This window comes from Pseudoalteromonas sp. AWH4_217 (genome assembly GCF_056161105.1).
On the sequence record NZ_JBSWYM010000014.1, the window covers coordinates 130719 to 152694 of the forward strand.

The following is a 21976-nucleotide window of genomic DNA, read 5'->3' on the forward strand; positions in this document are numbered from 1 at the left end:
ATGGAAAATTCAGCGATTGAAGCACTATTGGCCGAGTTGGATGGTCAGGGTATTTATGTTTATCTGCAAGAAGGCCGCCTGAAACTGCGTACCCACCTTGCGACTGTGCCTGAGGCGCAGCTTAATAAGATCAAAGAAAATAAGCCGGCATTGATTGACTATATGCAGGCGAACCATCAAAAGCAGGGCGCTCTGTCATTTTCTCAGCAAGGGATTTGGCTGATTGACCAGTACCATGGTGGGGAAGTGGCCTACACCATGGCTGGATTACTTAAGCTGTCGCACCCGATCACAAAAGCGCAGCTTGAAGCGGCGTTAAATACCTTGCTTGTGCGCCACGACATTTTGCGTAGCCAGTTCTTTGCCACGGAGCAGGGTGGATGTCAGCGCGTCAATGCTGAGTTGTCTCTTAAGGTTATGTCGCTGAGCGTGGCTGAGCCTGTGACCCGAGCAAAAATTGAAGCGCATGTGCAACCCTACCTGCAGCAAGGATTTGACTTACAAAAAGCGCTCCCCGTGAGAGCGGCACTGATCAGTGGCGATGAACAAACCCGGGGTCAGTGGGTATACCTGATGTTGCACCACCTGGTAGCTGATGGCTGGTCGGTGCAATTATTGGTCAATGAGCTGCTTGATGTATTACAGAACACAGCGACGGAACAGGCGGCACCGGCACCACTACAATATCTCGATTATGTGCATTGGGAAAAACGCTTTGTCCAGTCTGAAGCTTACCAGCAACAGCATGCATATTGGCAAAAGCAGCTGGAAGGGTTCACGCCTTTTGCTCTGCCAACCAGTTTTGCCAGACAAGCTCAGCCTTCATTTCAGGGGGCCAGTCATCAGTTTATATTGAACGACGAGCAATTCCCGCGTTTTGAAAGTTGCTGTCAGCAACTGGGGATCACTGTGTTTGCCGGGCTGCTGAGTGTGTTTTACGCGTTGCTCTATCGCTATAGCCAGCAACAGGACATTACGGTGGGGGTGCCGGTGCTGGGTCGGGAGCACAGTGAATTTGAATCCATGATCGGCTGTTTTATTCACACTCTGCCACTGCGTCAGCAGATAACCCCTGAGATGTCATTCAGTGAGCTTGCCCGTAACACCCTGACACAAGTGACCAGGGCGCTGGAAAACCAAAGTGTGTCTCAGGATGCGCTGGCTAAGCTTGCCGACACCTCACAGCTTTTTAGTGTGTTGTTTAATTATAACGCTGTACCCACAACGTCATTACGTTCAGGTTCACTGGAAGCAGAACTGTTCACGCTGAATAATCACAGTGCAAAATTTGATCTGACGCTAACCCTGACTACTCAGGGTCAGGCAATGATTGCTGAGCTTGAATACAATGTGGCCTTATTTACACACGAGCTTATCACTCAAATTGGCGAAGACTTTCAGGCATTATTCCAGGCGTTTAGTGGTGACCAGAGCATGCCACTGTCAGACGCTCAGTTACCCTCTGTGAAACTGGCTCAGCAGCTTCTGACGACAGAGCCGCCGCGCCGAGCTGTGCCTTTGGTGTTACCTCAAATTCTGGCTCATGCCCAATCGAGACCTGCTCACGCCGCGTTGGTTTCGGCAAGTGACCCTGCTCAGTCCCTGAGTTACGCTGAGCTGGATGAGCACAGTGCCAGTCTGGCCAGTGCGCTCGATGACACAGTACAGAGCGATGATATTGTGGCTGTACTGGTTAATCGACAGGTTAAGAGCCTGGTGGCTTTGCTGGGCGTGATGCGTGCCGGGGCGGCCTATCTACCCATTGACCAGGAAACGCCGGTTCAGCGGGTGATCGAAATTATGCAGCTGGCAGGGTGTCACACTCTGGTGGTGGTCGATGCACAGGCAGTACAGGCAGATACAAAAGCCACACTGGATGAATGTGGACTCCTTGTACGGAGTTACGATGAGCTGGTACAGCACAATAACAACGTGGGTATAGTAGATAAAACCAGTCCGCGTGACCTGGCTTATGTGATCTTTACCTCAGGCTCGACGGGCAAACCAAAAGGGGTGGCGATAAGCCATGGTGCACTGGCCAGTTACTGTGATTCTATCTCTCAGTGTATTGAATTTTCATCGCATACCCGATCTGGTGTTGTCACCGGACTTGCCACCGATCTCTGTCTGACCGGTATTTATCCGGTTCTGATGCAAGGGGGCACAGTGGTGATGCCAACAGAGCTGGCGCTGCCAGATCCTCAACAGCTGGTTGAGATGCTCAGTAAGCAGCAGGTCAATATGTTAAAGATCACGCCTTCTTTTGCCCGTGAATTGTTGCCGCACATAGCCGCTCAGAGAGAAAACCAGCCAGCCATTGAACAGTGGGTGCTCGGCGGAGAAGCACTGGATGCCTCCCTCGTCAGTGACTTACGAGAACACTATCCGTCAGCACATATCGTCAATCATTACGGTCCCAGTGAAACCTGTATTGGGGTGACTACACACACCATCTCGGAGCCGGTACCAAGTGACATTGAGCATTATCCCATTGGTAAACCGCTGACACACGTCAGCGTACAGGTACTGGATAAACAGGCGCATCCTGTGCCGGTCGGTATGCCGGGTGAGCTCTATATTGGCGGCACCTCGCTGGCCGATGGTTATTTGCGAGCGCCACAGTTGACAGAGCAATATTTCGTACGCCGCCATAGCGAAAATACAGGAGCTGAGCGCTTCTATCGCTCAGGTGATCGTGTTCGTCTGACGCATCAGGGCACGCTGGAATATCTCGGCAGGCTGGATAGTCAGCTCAAGATCCGAGGTTATCGCATCGATATCAGTGAAATTGAAGCGAAACTGACCGCCCTCGTAGACGTAAAAACGGCGGTCGTTGTCGCCATTAAGCAAAGCGGTATTGATACCCTGGTTGCCTATTTTGTCGCAGCGGATCAAGAGACACCAGTCACCGCAGCCGCTTTACGAGATACCTTATCAAAGAGCCTGCCTCAGGCCATGATACCCAGTCATTTCGTGGCGCTGGCACAATTGCCCGTGCTGGGTAACGCAAAGGTAGACCGTAAACAGTTAGCTGCCCGGCCCCTGAATTATGAGCGTAGCTACACGCCGCCGAGTACAGCATTACAACAACAGCTGGCAACCTTATTCAGTGAGTTAACGGGTGTGCCCCAGGTTGCAGCTGACGATGACTTTTTCTCTATTGGTGGTCATTCCTTACTGGCCATGCGTCTTGCCAACTGTATCCGTGCCCGGTTCGAGCGGGTACTGTCGTTACAGGCTATTTTTGCTAACCCGACGGTTGAGAAACTGGAACTATGTCTGTTAGCTCAGGATATTCTGGTCGGTCATACATTGGCGTCGATTGATCAGTCAGGTGAGCATCCTTTGTCTTTTGCACAGCAACGGATCTGGTTTGTTGATCAAATGCAGGGTCATAGTAAGCAGTATAATTTGCAAGGCGCGTTTACCATTAAAGGCGAGTTAGATATTGAGGCCTTATCGCAGGCATTCGAACAGGTGGTGCAGCAACATACAATCCTGCGCTTTAATTATAGTCAGAACGCACAGAATGAACCGTTCCAGTATCTGAATTCCGGCCTTAACTTTGCGTTAAAACAACAGGACTTAAGCCATGTTGATGACGAGGTGCAGGCTGATACGCTGCGCTCCTTACTGGCTGAGGATTATCACACAACATTCGACCTGAGTCAGGATCTGCTGCTGCGCGCTCAGCTGCTAAAGCTTGATGAGCAGCTTTTTGTATTGATAGTGACCATGCATCACATCGTGTCTGATGGTTGGTCAATCGGCGTGTTGTGTCGGGCGTTAGAAGCGGCATATCAAGCTGCGGTTGAACACCGCACTCCCGCGTGCACCCCGCTAAACCATAGCTACATAGACTATGTGCACTGGCAACGCCATTTAGTCTCCCAGCCACAATGGCAAACCAGCGTTGACTACTGGCAAAGTCAGTTGGTCAATTTGCCTCGGGTACATGAATTACCGCTGGATAATGCCAGAGAAAATCGCGTGATCAGTGGCGGGGCGCTCTACTGCTGCGAACTACCGAAGGAACTGAGTGCGACCTTGCGGCAGTTTGTTTCGACCAATGGACAAACTCTGTTTGGCGTACTGGAGTGTGTGTTTGCACTGTGGATGAGCCGTTTGTCCGGGCAGTCTGATTTGGTGCTGGGTACTCCGGTTGCAGGGCGTGAACTTAGTGAACTGGAAGCTGTGATAGGCAACTTCATTAATACACTGGTGTTGCGCCATCGTATTGAACCTGAGCTGACCTTTACTGATGTATTAGTTCAGTGCAACGAAACACTGCAAAATGCGCTGAGCCATCAGCATATTCCGTTTGATGCATTGGTCGAAACGTTGAACAGTGAGCGCAGCCTGGGGATCCATCCTTTGGTTCAGGTGGTTTTCCGGGTCAATAATCAGGTTAACGAGGCGTTGAAGCTGGATGGTCTGGATGTCACCGTCAACGACACCGGCGTACGCAGCGCAAAACTGGATCTCGAAGTTTCTGTGATCGACAGTGGCGATAACATTGTGGTCGAATGGCTTTACGATAGCGCTTTATGGCAGGAGCGCAGCATTGAGTCTTTCGCGCGTCAGTATACCCATTTGCTCCGGACATGCCTGCAAGAGCCGCAGCGACGCATCAGTGAGATGAGTTTGTGCGATGCCAAATTGCTTGAGCAACTGCTGGCGTATAGCGAGGCCGATAACGAGCAACACAGCAGCGATATTGGCTGGCATCATCATTTCAGTGCCATTGCAGAAATACAACCCCATAGCGTTGCGCTGCGTTGTAACGGTGAAGCATTCAGTTACCTCGAAGTGGAACAGCGTGCCAATCAACTTGCTCATTGTTTGCTGGAAATGGGCTTTGATGAGCAAAGCCGTATTGCACTGCTGTTGCCTTCGGGCCCAGCCATGGTCATTGCGGTGCTGGCTATCCTCAAAGCGCGCCATGTGTATGTGCCTTTGCATTATGACACGCCAGAAAAATCTCTGTCTTACATTGTTGAAGATGCAGACATTGTGATGATTCTGGCATTCAGCGAAGATACCGAAAAGCTGATAGACAGCGGCACGGACTTTCTTTTTCTGGATGACTTATTTGACGTGGAATCCAGTTTTGCCGGTTATCCGGTTTCAGTCCCGGGCAATGATGAGCTTGGTGAGTCAGAAACCTCTGATGCAGAACGCTTGTGCTACATCATTTATACGTCGGGCTCTACCGGACGACCAAAGGGCGTCATGATCACCCATGGCAACCTGAACGGGTATTTATCACATGCGATGGATACTTACCTGGATGCGGATGTAACACTGCCGCTGGCGGTAGTGAGCACGCCTTTGGCTTTTGATGCCACGATTACCGCGCTTGTTCCCCCGCTGTTATGTGGCGGGGAGGTCGAGATAGTGACTCAGGGACCTCATCAGTTGGCAGCCATCAGTGAGCTCCTGTTTAATTCTATCAGGCCACGCCTATTCAAGCTCACACCTGCACACTTACGTGCGATCCAGGCCTTGATGGATGAGCTTGGCAGCAACAGTGCGCCGCATACTCTGGTGATTGGCGGCGAAGCGCTGGACAGCGATTTATTACTTGCATTACGCAACAAGTTGCCAGCCTGTACCTGGGTAAATGAGTATGGTCCGACCGAGGCCACTGTAGGCTGTAGCGTGTTTTCGCTCACCCCCGATCTGAACCCGCAAACTACCCTATGTTATGCGGATGTGCCGATTGGCCTGCCTAATGAGGGTGTGGCAATGCTGGTTGTTGACCAGTTTGATCAGCCTGTGCCCGACAATGTACCCGGAGAGTTACTGATAGGCGGCCCGGTTATCAGCCCGGGTTACGTCAACCTTGAAACTCAGAATCAGGCTAAGTTTGTCACTCTCAACGTGGCGGACAAAAAGCCGATGCGCTTTTATCGAAGCGGTGACCTGGTACGATGGCAAAGTGATGAACAGGGAAGGCTTGCATATCTCAGATACTGTGGCCGTACCGACGAGCAGATTAAGCTGCGTGGCTATCGAATAGACCTGAATGCGATTTGCCATTATCTCAGAGAGCTGGATGGTGTGCGTGATTGTGCGGTGACCGTCGATGAATCCCAGGCGTTGTTACAGGCGCATGTACTTTACCTCAATGGCAAAGTGCCATCAGACAGTCATCTGAGAAACCATCTTGCCCAATACCTGCCTCCGTACATGATCCCGGGGCAGTTTAATCGGGTCGAAGCGATTCCCCTGACAGCCAATGGCAAAGTAGACAGTAAAGCGCTGATGGCGCTGGCGCAGCAACGAGAAAGCAGCACCAGCAGGGCGCTGGATTTGACTACGCTGACTCCCATGCAATCCTATTTGTATCAGCTTTACAGTGATATTTTACTCACTGAGCATGTGGATCTCGAAGACAGCTTTTTTGACTTGGGCGGGCATTCGCTGCTGGCCATCAAGCTTATTAGCCAGATCCGGCAGCAAAAAAATCTCGATGTCACGCTGCCTCAACTATTCAAAACACCCACCATCGCCTCGCTGGCTCAGGCGTTAGAACACTGCGCACCGATTGCAGCAGTGCATGCGATTGTGCCTGTGTCACGCCAGCAAACTTTGCCTTTGTCCTTTGCCCAGCAACGGCTCTGGCTGATAGAGCAATTACACGAGTCGAGCACTCAGTATCATATGCCTGCCGGGTTTAAATTCAGCGGGACGCTCGACAAAGGCGCGTTCAGTGAAGCGCTTAACGCCCTGATCTCACGCCATGAAGTGTTACGCACTCAGATTATTCAGGGGGCGCAACACGCAGAGCCCGTTCAGCAAGTAAGCGCCAGGTTTGATTTACCGCTCACTCACCTTGACCTGACTAAACTGGGTGAGCGAGCCCGGCAACAGCGCTGGGAGCAGGCGGCCCATGCCAATGCAACAAACCGGTTTGATTTGAGTAGGGACCTGCTGATCCGAGTGTTACTGGTTGAATTTGCGCAGGACGATTATCGGGTGCACTTTAATATGCACCACATCGCCAGCGATGGCTGGTCTATGGCAATTTTAGTCCGAGAATTCATTGCGTTTTATCGCCATTTTGCGAAAGAAGCGCAGTACCAGCTGCCGGCCGAATTGACTCAGCCTCTGCCTGTTCAGTACGGCGACTTTGCGTACTGGCAACGTAATACCTGGACAAAGCATGCTAATCAGGATGCGGTGAAATATTGGCTGACAGCCCTTGATGGCCATCCCCCATTGCATCAGCTCCCACTGGACTACCCGCGTCCTGCTATGGCGCAGCTAAGTGGTCAGCGTCATACCCAACGTCTGAGTGCAGCATTGACCCGGGCAATTCATGAACACTGTAAGTCTCAGGGCGTGACCTTGTTCATGTGGCTCAATACCGTGTTTTCTTTACTGGTACAGCGCTACAGTCAAACGGATGATGTGGTCATTGGCTCGCCGGTTGCTGGCCGTGAACACAATGAAGTGGCCAATCTTATCGGCTTTTTTGTCAATACCTTAGTAATACGCACACGTACTCAACCAGGGCAAAGTTTCAATCAGCTATTGGCTCAGCAAAAGCAGGTTATTCTGGATGCGTTTAAACATCAGGCACTGCCCTTTGAGCAATTAGTTGAGGCGCTTAAGCCGGAACGAAATCTGGGACACCAACCGATTTTTCAGATTTTGTTTGCGCTACAAAATAATGAAACCACCGATCTGGTGCTGCCTCAGTTGCACATTGAAGTTGAAGCGCCTGCCGAGCCCATGATGAAGTTTGATCTCGAAGTGAACGCCATTGAAAAGGGTGATGGCATTGAACTGGAGTGGAACTATTGCTCGGCTTTATTTAAACCCGCGACAATGGCAGCCCTTGCTGAGTCATTTGAAATATTGATCAGTGCCATTCTCAAGGCGCCTGAACACAAGGTGCAGTGCCTGCCTGTGATGACGCAGCAAGCTCAACATCAGCTGGTCAATATGCGCGGTCCGGTCAAAGCGGTCCCGGCACAATGTATTCACAGCCAGATCAGTGCAAAGGCACACCTAGCGGACAGCCAGCTTGCGGTGCGCGACGCTGACAGCTGTATGCTCAGTTATGCAGCGCTGGAGCAAAAGGCCAGCGCCCTGGCCAGCTATTTGCTGGAGCAGGGGGTGAAGCCGGGCATGCGTATTGCGTTGTGTCTGAATGCCGGGTGCGACCAGGTGGTTGCTATGCTGGCGGCATTTAAGGTTCGCTCTGCATATGTGCCGGTTGATCCGACACTGCCTGCGTCACGTGCTCAGTTTATTATTCGCGACAGTGGCGCGAGCTGGCTGCTCACTCATAGTAAGCTCATGACACAGCTTAAACCGATTATCGATGCAGCTACCCAACCCCCTTTGTCGGTGTTGGAAATAGACCAGCCGAATAGCTGGTTGCCAAAGCAAACGCGTGAACAGTTCCCACGCAGTGAACATTCAGATCTGGCCTATGTGATTTACACTTCAGGCACGACAGGGCAGCCCAAAGGTGTCGCCATCACCCATGCCAACCTGGCGCTTTACCTGGATCATGCTCGCCATGACTACTTCAACGACACGATAAGTTTCAGTGTAGTGAGCACGCCGTTGGCGTTTGATGCCACTGTCACGGCCATCTGGCCAGCCTTGTTGCAAGGAGTGTGCATCGATATGCTGGCAGATGACGAGCGTATGCTCAAAGAGCTGGCAAACCGATTGTGCCAGGAGATTGCCGGGGTGTTTAAGCTGACACCAGCACATCTGCAGGGGGTCGTTTCGGTACTGAAACAGTGCGCGCTTGCAGAAGAGCGGAGTTTTAACGGGGCGCATCAGGTGGTCGTGGGTGGCGAGGCGTTACCGGTTTCGCTTGTGGCTCAGCTTAGCGAACGTTTACCCAATGTTGAGTGGATCAACGAATACGGTCCCACCGAAGCCACTGTGGGTACTAGTACCTTCCGCTGTGACAAGCGGCAAATAGCCGCGCTTAACGCACAGCCCCATAGTCAGGTCCCAATTGGTCAACCAATAGCGAATACACACTTATTGGTACTGGATGAGCAGATGCAGCCTGTCCCTGCCGGTGTAACCGGTGAGCTCTATATCGGCGGCAACAACCTGGCTCAGGGGTATTTAAACAGAACCGAGCTCAGTGATGAGAAATTTGTGTGGCTGCCATTTGGTGCAAAGCAGAGTGAGCAGCGTTTTTATCGCAGTGGTGATCTGGTGCGTTGGTCTATAAATGACGATGGTACCCCTGGAGCGCTGGTGTTTTGCCACCGCGCGGATAGCCAGATAAAACTGAGAGGCTATCGAATAGAGCCAGAAGAAATTGCCCACCAGTTACAGCAACTGCCCGGTATTGAACAGGCTGTGGTGTTGCTCAATGAAGCGGGTGACAACCTCGAAGCCTATTTGCTATCGGATCTGGCTGAACGCACTGAAATGCCAACGCTTGCCGAGCCTGCGCTGGCCTCAGAGTGGTCTGCACACCTGAGTCAGTCTTTGCCCGCCTATATGCTGCCGTATCGCTATGTACTGACAGAAACCCTACCTTTAACGGCGAATGGCAAAGTGGATGTTCGTGCGCTGCATGCCTTAGGTGCGCAATGTGCATCATCAGCCAATAATGTTGTTGCGCCAAGAAATGACATGGAGTTAATGCTGGTCGAGATTCTGGCCTCGGTACTCAACGTGGAAACGCTCGGTATTGAAGACAACTTCTTCAGTCTGGGAGGCCATTCGCTGCTGGCGACTCAGTGTATTGGTTTGATTGAGGCACAACTTGGCGTAAGCATGTCGGTCAGAATTCTATTTGAGCGGCCTACCGTTGCGGCACTCGCGCAGTGGATTGAGATCCATCAGGCGATGGCCCAACAGGCACAGGACGATAACGAAAACGATACTTCAGAAGAGATGTTTTTGTAATGACGGAACAGGTGAGAGTAATTGAGCAGTTGATAGCGGATGCATTACGTGCAGGGATCACCTTGTATGAGAAAAACGGTGCTCTGGCATTTAAGCAAAAAGGGGAGTTTCCCGCTGTGCTGAAGCAACGGATTGTCGCCCACAAGGCTGAGATCATTGCCTATTTTCAGCAGCAGCGTGGCACCTCGTTGGAGCAGGCTGAATACTCGGCCATTCCAAAAGCAGACCGCTCCGTGCCACTACCCGCAAGCTATGCACAGCAAGGGTTGTGGTTTATTGAACAGTTACAGGGCAGTAGTCAGTACTACATGCCTGCTGAATTTGTCCTTACCGGACAACTGGATATTGCCGCACTCAAAGCCAGTATTGAAGCGTTAATCGTCCGTCATGAGTCTTTGCGCAGCCACTTTGTTGCCACTGAAAGTGGTCAGCAAGGTGTGTCTGTCATAGTACAAGAACAGTTTGAAACGCCATTTCAGTGGTACGATGCCAGTCAATGGCCACCACATGACAAAGCGCAGAAAGTTCGTGCGAAACTCAATGAGTTTTTGTCCCAGCCATTTGATTTAAAGCAGGGTTTACTGATCCGTGCGGTGATGATATCTGATCAGCAAACCCATTATCTGGCGTTTAATATGCACCATATTATATCAGATGGTGCGTCCATGCAGGTGCTGGTCAGGGAACTGGCTGCCCTTTACCGTGCAGCTTTAGAAGCAGACTCGGCGCCTCAATTGGCCCCGTTAAAGGTGCAGTACGGGGATTTTGCGACCTGGCAGCAAAAGACCCTGACGTCGGCCCACCTTAGCGATAAGCTGGCGTTCTGGCAGCAGGCACTGGCTGACCTGGATCCCATCCAGTCTTTGCCCGGTGACTTTGTGCGCCCCGCCGTACAAACCCAGCGTGGGCGGGTCTATCGTCAGGCGCTGAGCCCTGCTCTGACAGCCCGCATTCAAACCCACAGTGCACAACAATCCGTTACGCCTTTTATGTGGTTACTGAGCAGCTTTATGCTGTTTGTGGGTCGGTTAACTCAAAATGAGCAGGTGGTTGTGGGGACGCCGGTTTTGGGTCGTGATCATCCCGATCTGGCGCCGCTGATAGGTTTGTTTGTCAACACTGTGGTGATCCCGGCAAACATAACAGAATCATTGTCCTTTAATGCCTGGTTACAGCAACAAAAAGAGCAGATCCTGGCTGCGTTTGAGCACCGTGAAGTACCCTTTGATAAGGTGGTCGAAGCGCTAAATTGTCCCCGTGATATGAGCCACCATCCTTTGGTGCAGATCTTATTCACACTGGATCAAAGTAGTGCGGCACACGCGCTGCAACTACCCGGGTTGACTGTGGTGGAACAATCCCGCGCGGATGGCGATGAGATTGACATTAAATGTGACCTGGAACTCAATGCCGTATTGGATGAAAATACCAAAGCACTGACTTTAAACTGGAAGTATGACAGTGACTTATATCTTGCAAAAACGATTCAGCACTGGTCAGAGAGTTTTGAAGTACTGCTGGAGCAGTTAGTTAAAGCCCCGCAAACACAGATTGGCCGAATTCCGTTACTGAATCAAACCCAAACGCAGTCCATACTGGAATATGCTCAATATACACAGACACAGTGGGACAACACGCAGACACTGGTTAGCTTGTTCGAGGAGCAAGTAAAGCGTTTTGGCCAGCGCATTGCCGTGGTCGATGAACACGAAAGATTAAGCTATCAGGCATTAAACAATCGCGTTAACCGTCTTGCCAGAGTGCTGGTTGCCAGCAAAATAGAACCCCAGACCATGCTGCCCGTCAGTGTGACACGCTCAGTCAATATGGTCGTGACCTTACTGGCGATTTTAAAAGCGGGCGCAGCGTACGTGCCCATCGACCCGGATTACCCAAAAGATCGGATTGAGTACATTATAGGTGATGTGGACAGTCGCTGGCTGATCTGCGACAGCGTTACTGAGGCTCGTTTTGCCGGGTGTGCTCAGTCGATGATCAACATTGACGATGAGGCTATTTACGCCGGTATTGCCATCGCCGACAATCTTGAGCTGGATATTCAGCCGGACCACCTCGCCTATATGATCTATACGTCAGGGACCACAGGCCGGCCAAAGGGAGTTCAGATAGAGCACCGACATGTTGTCCGGCTATTGCACGTTGAACCTGCATTGTTTGATTTTAACGAGCGGGATGTGTGGACCCTGTTTCACTCCTTTTGCTTCGACTTTTCTGTCTGGGAAATGTACGGCGCCTTGCTGTTTGGCGCAAAACTGGTGGTGATTAGTAAAGCAATGAGCCAGGACACCCAGGCTTTTGCATCCTGCCTGTTGAGTGAAAAGGTCACTGTGCTTAACCAGACGCCGGGTGCCTTTTACGCGCTTCAGTCTGCGATGTGCGGCTTGGAGGAAACCGAGCAGGCACTATGCCAGGTACGCTACGTTATTTTCGGTGGAGAAGCATTGCAACCGGGCAAACTCAAACCCTGGGCCAACCGGTTTGATGCCTGCCAGCTTATTAATATGTATGGCATTACCGAAACCACAGTTCACGTGACCTTTAAACGACTCAGCGATGCGGATCTGGCACTTGGGGTGAGTAATATTGGTCATGCCATTCCTACCATGTCTTGTTATGTGCTTGATAAGCATCAGCAGTTGCTGCCGATGGGCGCCGTGGGTGAGCTGTATGTGGGTGGTGAAGGGGTGTGTCGTGGCTACTGGCAAAGAGAGGAGCTCAATGCCCAGCGCTTTATTGCAGATCCTTTTGCAAACACCAGCGGCAAAAAGCTCTATAAAACGGGTGATCTGGTGCGCTTTTTACCTGACGGTGAGCTAACTTACATCAGTCGTGCCGATGACCAGGTGAAAGTGCGTGGTTATCGCATTGAGCTGGGGGAAATCGAAAACCAGCTACGCCAGCACCCTGATTTGCAGGCGGTGTGTGTATTACTAAATCGCAACGACCCACAGGGAGCCAGGATCAGCGCCTTTGTGGTTGCCCGTAACGGGGTTGAGCTCACTGACCCAATTTCACAGGTACAACAATATCTGCGCAGTGCTTTGCCTGAGTTTATGTTGCCAACCAATGTCGTTGTGGTAGAGGCTTTGCCGCTGACCAGTAATGGAAAAATAGATAAAAAAGCGTTGCTGGCATTAGATATTTTGCAGCAAGAGGCGACGTATCAGGCACCGAATAGTGACGTTGAACGCACCATTGCACAGTGTTTTACTGCGTTGCTAGGCGTTGAAAAAGTGGGTCTGAATGACCACTTTTTCCGCCTGGGCGGTCACTCATTGCTGGCCACCGAATTGGTGAGTCAGCTACGGGAACGCCATGGTTTTTCAGTCTCGCTAAAAGAGGTATTTCAAAGCCCCAGAGTGGGTGAGCTGGCGAAAGCGGTATCTGTGGCCGATACCGCAACGAGTTTGTCCGTTGACATATCTCGCACGCAATCCGGGTTACCAGTGCCGTTGTCTTTCGCTCAGGCGAGACTCTGGACCGTTGAGCAGATGACGCCCGGTTCGGCTCAGTATCATATGCCCGGTACATTCACGCTGAGCGGCTCGTTAAACCTGGCGGCGTTCAGGCAAGCCTGGCACGCTATCATCCAGCGTCATGAGGTGTTACGCAGCAAAATTATTCAGGACGATACGCTCGGTCCACAGCAGCAGGTTGTGCCAGATTTTGAAGTGCCTCTGACTTTCATTGACGCGCGCACTTTGGCACCACATGCACAACAGCAAAGCTGGCTCAGAGCGCAGCGCGACGATGCCATGCAGCCGTTCGATTTAAGTCAGGGGTTAATGATCAGGCTGACCCTGATGGCGGTTGCTGATACTCAGTATCGACTGCGGGTGAATCTGCATCACATTGCTGCGGATGCACACTCTCTTGCGATCTTGACCGAAGAACTGGCGGCTTTTTACCAGCATTTTGCGTGTGGCCAGCCATTACCTGAATTGCTTGCGCACCCATTACCCATACAATATGCCGATTATGCTCAGTGGCAGCGCAACACTCTGAACACAAGTGCTTTAGAGGCCCATAGAAGGTTCTGGCTTGCTCATCTGGCAGACGCTCCGCCGCTGCATCAACTGCCACTGGACAGGGCCAGAACCAGACTGTCTGTCGCCCAGGGGGGCATGCACACAACGCACCTTGATAGCGCGGTGTGTGAGAAAATTCAGGTGCAGTGCCGCCGCCATGACGTCACCTTGTTTACCTGGTTACAGACTGCCTTTGCTGTTTTTGTTGGCAAATACAGCCACACCACGGATGTGGTGATAGGCGCGCCTTTCTCGGGCCGTGAACACAGCCAGTTGCAACCTTTGGTTGGGTTTTTTATCAATACCTTGCCCATACGTACACGGTTTACGCCGCAGCTCACATTTACCGAGCTGCTGGCACAACAAAAAGCCGTGATGGTTGATATTCAGGCGCATCAGGCGATGCCGTTTGAGCAGATTTTGGATGCGCTTAATCTGGAGCGTTCTCTCAGTCACCAGGGCGTCTTTCAGCTGAGCTTTGCGCTAAACCCACAGCTGGATACCGATTTGCGTCTTGCGGATATAGAAGTACAGGCTGAGCAAGCAGTTTCTGTGGCCGCCAAGTTCGATATAGAACTGAGTGCGGTACAGACCGAGAATGGGATCCGCTTGTCCTGGTGTTATAACACGGCTTTGTTTGACGCCGTCAGTATTGAACGTATGAGCCAGTCACTAAAGGTGTTACTGAATGCACTTGCCAGCAATACAGATCATTGCATCGCAGACTTACCTCTGACAAAGCGGCGGTATGACGCAATCAAGGGACAATCTCATCCAGTATTAAAGCCACAGACTGTGGTTGATCGCCTTGCTCAGCTGGGGGCTCAAAACCCAGACAAAATAGCACTTAAAGACCCTCAACAGAGTGAAAGTCTGACATACGGTGAACTGAACGAGCGTACCAGCCGTTTAGCCAAATACCTGATTGGACAGGGGCTTAAGTCACAGCAAACCGTTTTGGTTAGCTGTGACGCCGGTTGCGATCTGATTGTGGCTATGCTGGGGGTGCTTAAAGCCGGTGGTGCGTATGTGCCTGTGTCGGCTCATTATCCCGAGGCGCGCATCGCGCATATTATTGCGGATAGTAACAGTCAGTGGTTACTCACACAGCAGCGCTTTGCCAGTCAGTTTGAACAGCACACACAATGTCAAACCATTATGCTGGACAGCCCTGAACTAGATGTGCAATTGGCGTCTTGCGCGATGGCTCCGTTACCCGAGCTCAATGCCGAACAACTGGCCTATGTGATCTATACCTCAGGTACAACAGGGCAACCTAAAGGGGTGATGATCCCTCATCAAGGTTTGACTAACCTGTGTGCCTGGCATCAGCGAGCATTTACACTGGATGCTGATAGCGTGGGCAGCCAGACGGCGAATATTGCCTTTGACGCGGCAACCTGGGAGATCTGGCCTTATCTGAGCGCTGGTGCACAGCTGGTGTTTGTTGCCAACGCCGAGCTTACGGATCCGCAGTCACTCTCGGCATTTTTGACCCAAGAGTCGGTAAGTCACTGTTTCCTGGCTACTCCCATCGCAGAAGTGATGCTGGCAGACCCCCGTTTTGCGCCGGCATCACTTCAGTATCTGCTGGTGGGTGGTGACAGGCTCAACCCGGTTAACGGGTCATTTCCTTTTAAGCTGATCAACAATTATGGTCCAACCGAAGCCTCTGTAGTGGCGACATCGGGTCCGGTTGTCTGCGGTACAGAGGCACTTCCGGATATTGGTTTACCAGTGGACAACTGTGATGTTTATATTGTCGATGAGCAGGGTCACAGTGTTGCGGACGGCATGGTCGGTGAGTTGCTGATTGCCGGTCTGGGGTTGGCGCTGGGTTACCTCAATAGACCTGAGTTAAGTGAGGAAAAATTCACTGAACTGGAGCTGGATAGTGGCACGTCAGTGCGTGTTTATCGTAGTGGCGATCTGGTACGGCGACTAAGCAATGGCCGTATTGCGTATATTGGCCGCAATGATGCCCAGGTTAAGATACGCGGTTATCGCATTGAACTGACTGAAATTGATCACCAACTGCGTGCACAAGACGGTGTTGCTGAATGTACGGTGCAGATAACCGAAGCGCAGTCTGGTAATAAACAACTGACGGCCTTTGTTGTACCAGAGTTAACGCATACGGGACACAATTTAGCGGCACAACTGCGAGGACTGCTGCGTCCGATTCTGCCTGAGTACATGGTGCCAGCGCGCTTTTTGATGTTGGAGGCACTGCCTCTGACCGCTCATGGCAAATTAGACCACCGGGCTCTACAGGTACTGGCACAGCGGGCACAGGAAGTGGCAGCAGACCTCCCGAAAGAGCCGGACGCTAAAAGTAACACGCAAGCACAGCACAACCGTATTTTAATCCTGATGCGGGAGCTGTTAAACCAGCCTGATCTGCAACCCGAGGATGATTTTTTTGCCAGCGGTGGCGACTCTATTTTAGCCATTCAGCTTGCCAGTCGGGCCAGAGCGATAGACATACCTGTCTCTGTGGCTGATATTTTTGTTCACAGCACTGCGGCAGCACTGGCGGCAAACTTTACAACAACCAATGCGCTCTCTGAATCATCTGGGGCTGATCACGAGCAGCAACATTTTGTGGGCAAGCTGAGACCTCAGCCCATACAGCAGTGGTTCTTCGAACAAGCTTTTGCTGAACCGGAGCACTGGAATCAGGCTGTAATGCTGAGCCTCGACAAATCAGTGTCTTTTGCGCACCTGTGCGAAGCTGTTCAGAGCCTTGTCGCATGTCATGATGCACTCAGACTGTCGGTCAGGAACAAAGATGAGCTCTATATTACTGATCAGCTGAGCAGCACAGATATATGCCAGTATCACAACCTGAGTGGAGCCGGCGTGCAGTGGCGGGACGCACTTGCAGAGCTAAGTAACTCCGCGCAGGCAAGTTTTTCTTTTGATGGCTCACCTTTACTACGACTATGTCATGTCGCGACTCCCGGTTCAGAGCAGACGGATCGACTACTGATAATTGCTCATCATTTATTGGTAGACGGCGTATCCTGGCGTATTTTACTGACGGATCTGGAGCAAGCCTGCACTATGGCACAAGCCGGACAGGCTGTGACATTACCGCCCGCCAGTGCCTCGCTCGATGCGATTGCCTTTTACCTTCAGGAACTCGCTTGTGAGGGTAAGCATCTTGAACGGTGGCAGGGGACTTGTGCGACGGCCAGGTGTCAGCAAGCTTTGGGTGCCAGCTTGTCTGACCGTGCAAGCACAAGTGTGATCCGTTCGAAATTTCAGTTGAGTGAAGCGCACACCCGGCAGCTGTTACATGAGGCAAACCGGGCATACAAAAGTAATATTCAGACGTTACTACTCAGTGCCTGGCAGTGGTCCGGTTTAGCTAATTACCAGCAGGCGGAGCAGGTTGTTTTGCTTGAGAGCCATGGCCGGGCAAAACTCAGCGGTGCACACGATGCCAGCCGCACCATTGGCTGGTTAACCGCGCTGTTTCCGCTGCGTTTACACAGTCAAAGCGGGGCTTCTGACAGTGCCCTGACTCAGACAATTTGTGCAGTGAAAGAGCAGCTGGCCTGGGCCACGGAACACGGCTGTGAGTTTGGTGCGCTGCGCTATTCTCACCCCGACCCGCAAGTGAGGACGTCACTGACAATCGATACGCGCACTCAGGTCTTTTTTAATTATCTGGGCCAGCTCGATACTGTGCTACAGCAAAGGGGCTTGCTCGGTGATGCCAGCGAACCCCCGGGTGCCATGCGTAACGAACTGGATGATGGGTTTGCTGCTTTGCAAATTACGGCAGCGGTGACGGATGGCCGTTTGTCGGTCACACTGGAATGTGAATCGGGTTACTACACAGAGCAGGATGCACTGCGGTTAAGTGCGCACTTTGAACAGGCCATTGAAACTGTGCTGGCACATTGCCTGGCGCAAACCGAAAGCTGCCCGACCCCCAGCGATTTTGCGCTATTACCGGATCTTGACTGCCTGCAACTGCAGCAACTGCTCGACAAGGCAGGTCAGCCCGTAGCCGATATCTACCCCATGACGCCGTTGCAACAGGGGATGTGGTTCCATGCTCAAAGTACAGAAAGCCCAGTTTATCGCGAGCAGTCAGTGATGTTATTGGAAGGTGCACTGGATACGGAAGCCTTTGAGTACGCCTGGGCTCAGCTGATGGCGAAACACTCTATCCTGCGTACAGCATTTTTTGTCACCTCAGAGCAACCAGTGCAGCTAGTTTTTGAGCAGTGCAAGCTTCCCCTGCAAATCGATGAACCTCAGCATTATGACGAAACGGTCACCGTTCGTCTGACGCAGCTTGCTGAGCAGGAGTTCGTCAGGCCAATCGAGTTAAACCGTGCGCCTTGTATGCTGCTGAGGCTTGTACCATATGGTGAGCATTGCCATGGGTTTATCTGGACTTACCATCACATGATTATGGATGGCTGGTCCTTGCCCGTACTGTTTGATGGTCTGGTTGAGTTGTACCGTGCCAGGATTGAAAACCGGGGATTGGCGCTGGTCGCAGATCCATTTCGTGATTATGTGGCTTATCTTGAGACCCGTGATACACAGGCAGAAAAGGCATTCTGGCATAGCCAACTGGGCCATATTGACACACCAACCTTAGTGACAGAACACCTGACGCTGAGCGCAGACAAAGATCCTGGCGTGAGTGAGCTGACCCAGACGCTCAGTACTGAGTTCACTCAGCGATTGAACCAGTTTGCAAAGCATCAGGGACTGACACTCAATCAGGTGATCCAGGGGGCCTGGGCTTACTGGTTGCGCACCTGTTGTCAGAGTGACTACGTGTTATTCGGTCAGACCATTTCAGGTCGCCCGGACGCTTTGCCAAATGTAGCGCAGCGGGTTGGGCTGTATATTAATACGCAACCTGTTCTAATTACTACAGCGGGGCAGATGTCAGTAAAAGATTACCTGCTGCAGATTAAAGCGCACCAGGCTCAGCTGACACGGTTTGCCCATACACCTCTGGCGCAGATCCACCAGTGGAGTGGCATTGATAACAGCAGTGACCTGTTTGATGCACTTTATGTCTTTGAAAATTACCCCAACGATCCACTGGCAGAAGAAAGCGCACCATTCAGGGTAAAGGTCTGCTCGGAGCAGGATCAGACGCATTATCCCATCACATTTGTAGTAGGTGTAGCGGATCAGCTGTCGCTGACGCTCAGTTATAGCGAAGCAATACTGACAAACACACAGGCCAGTCAGAGTCTGAACCTGATCACGGATTTGCTGGATGCCTTTATGGCGCAGCCCGATATGACGCTGGCTCAATTGCCTCTGGTGCGGCCTGACCAGGCAACTCAGATCCCCCATTTCGAATTGCCTGGTGCGCAACCGCGGATGGATCAGTATCAGACGTTACAGCAGGCATTTGCGCAGAACAGGGCCAAATATGAGACGAACCCCGCCATTCGTTACATTCAGCAGAGTAATCACACTGAGGTTGTGCTGAGCTATGGTGAACTGGATGAAGCCGCCTGTCAGCTGGCGAATTACTTGTCGTCGCACCATTCGCTGTGCACAGGCCAGGCGGTCATTGCGGTTTGTCTGGACTCTGGCCCGCAACTTATCATTGCCATTCTGGCCGCCCTTAAACTCGGTACCTCTTATCTGCCGATTGCCCCGGCATTGCCCGAAAAAAGGCGCCACTACATGCTGACTAATGCGCAAGCTGCTGTGCTGATCAGCGTCGAGTCTGCCTGGATAGACGACGCACCTGCTTGTCCGGTCGTTGACCTGACTGCAAGTCATACTGCTATCTCAGCGCAGTCAAACGAGTTTGTGGAAGCGGGTTGTCACGGCGAGTCTGCTTGCTATGTTATCTACACTTCTGGCACCACAGGTGAGCCAAAAGGCGTACAGGTTGCGCATCGCAGCGTGTTGAATTACGTGTCTTGCCTGCAAAGCAATTATGCGATTACGCCTGAGGATAATTATCTGCAATTTGCAAGTTGTAGCTTTGATGTGTTTGCCGAAGAGGTCTTTTGTACTTTACTCAGCGGCGCAACGCTGGTTATGGCAGAGCAGGAGCAGTTGCTTAACAGTCAGGCTCTGGCCGAATTATCCCGGCAAAGTAAGCTGAGTTTAATGAGTCTGCCAACGGCCTACTGGCATCAGCTGGCGATGAGCCCTGTGGACTTAGGTTCGGCTATGCGGATTATCACCGTAGGTGGTGAACAAATGCAAAGTACGGCGTTACGTGCCTGGCAGCGTCACTACGGTTATGCCATCCGAATTATTAACGCTTATGGCCCGACGGAAACCACCATTTCAGCCACTCTTATGGATGTCACCCGGTACCAGGGAGATTCAATTCCGATAGGTCAGCCTCTGACTGGACTGACAGTGCACATTCTCGATAAGGAACTCAGATCTGTACCTGATTATGTGGCTGGGGAGCTGTATGTGGGCGGAGCCGCTCTGGCGCTTGGTTATCTGGGTGACAAAACGAAAACAGACAAAGCCTTTGTGTTTAACCCGAATACGCAAGCCCGTTGCTACAAAACCGGCGACAAAGTTCGGCTTGAGGGTGGGGCGTTGCACTTTTTAGGGCGTCTGGATGAGCAGGTAAAAATCAGGGGGTATCGTATTGAACTGGGCGAAATTGAACGGGCATTGCTTGAACACCAAGAGGTAAAAGCGTGTGCTGTCGTAGTTAAAAGTGATAAAGCGGCTGGTGATCAGCTGGTTGCTTTTATTGAATCACATGATGCGGATGTCACTTTGCTCAAAGCAACTTTGGCTGAGCAGCTTCCCAAATATATGGTGCCTCAATGGGTGGTGCCTCGTGCCCAGCTACCACACAACAATAATGGCAAACTGGACAAAAAAGCGCTGGTTCGTGAGGCTCAGACGCTGACACTGGCCAGGCCTGAGCACTATATTGCCCCGGCAACACCACTTGAACGCCACCTGTGTGACTACCTTGCTGAGTTGCTTCAGTGCCCTCAGGTGGGCTTAAGTGACGACTTTTTTGAGCTGGGAGGTCATTCACTGCTGATGATGCGTTTGCATACTGAGCTGTGCGATACGCTTAAGGCGGAAGTACCGATAGCTTTGTTGCTGCAACACCCGTGTGTAGGTGACCTTGCCAAAGCGTTAACTGAGTTTCAGCATGCCCGCCAGGACCAGCATCTGTCTCCTCAGAGCCTGCTGTGCCTGCAAACAGGCAGCAATGGCGTCACCCCTGTGGTGTTGATAGCCGGAGCTGGCGGACTACTGATGGCCTTTCAGGCATTGGTACAGGGGCTTGATAAACGGATCCCAGTGTATGGTTTACAGCCAGATCTGATAGCACATGACCCGGATGCGGTCGGATCAGTTGAAGCCACAGCTTTGCATTATGTGTCTGCGCTGACACAAGCTGGTCTTGGTCAGGTCAACCTGATTGGTCATTCATTTGGTAGTTTTATTGCGCTGGCAATGGCCCGGCACCTGGAACACAGCGATGAATTCGTTTCGGGCTCGCAGGGAGTGTCTGTTGCTTCCATCACGATTTTAGACACGCCCAGACCTGTGCAAAGCGTAGTACCAGTTACGGAGCAACAGGCAAATCGCCTGATGCTCGACAATATGAACGCATTTTTTGCACTGCAGTTTGATGACGCTCAGCTGGAAGCTCTGTTGGCACTGTCGGCCGAGGCGCAGGGCAAAGCCTTAGCTCAGTCCATGGCTCAGTCGGGGTATCACTTTTCGCCGGCCCAGTTGCAGCGTTTACAAACGGTATTTTGTGCTCAGCTGATGGCTGATGTGTACTTGCCTGAACAGCTTAGCTGTCCGGTCAGGGTGGTCAAAGCCACACAGACTCAAGAGTTTGAGGGGCGAACTTTAACGTCTGATATGGGCTGGCGGGCACTTTATGGCCATGTGCGCGCATTTGAAGTTGCAGGGGGACACCTTTCAATTTTGGGCCACAAAGACGTTGGAGCGGTCGTGAAAATAATAGAGAGTGATTATATTTTGTAGTCTATTGTTTATGAATATGTTTTTAAAATGTTTAA

The 21976-nt window shown here is 51.7% G+C and carries 2 protein-coding genes; both read left to right on the plus strand.

The window, feature by feature from the left end:
- Positions 1 to 9900: an amino acid adenylation domain-containing protein gene (locus ACXAH1_RS17470; protein ID WP_475198439.1), complete on the plus strand. Its 9900-nt coding sequence runs from the start codon at positions 1 to 3 to the stop codon at positions 9898 to 9900.
- On the plus strand, positions 9900 to 21941 hold the full coding sequence (locus tag ACXAH1_RS17475) for an amino acid adenylation domain-containing protein (RefSeq protein ID WP_475198440.1): 12042 nt from the start codon (positions 9900 to 9902) through the stop codon (positions 21939 to 21941). The genes ACXAH1_RS17470 and ACXAH1_RS17475 overlap by 1 nt, the downstream gene beginning before the upstream one ends.
- Positions 21942 to 21976: the final 35 nt, after the last annotated feature.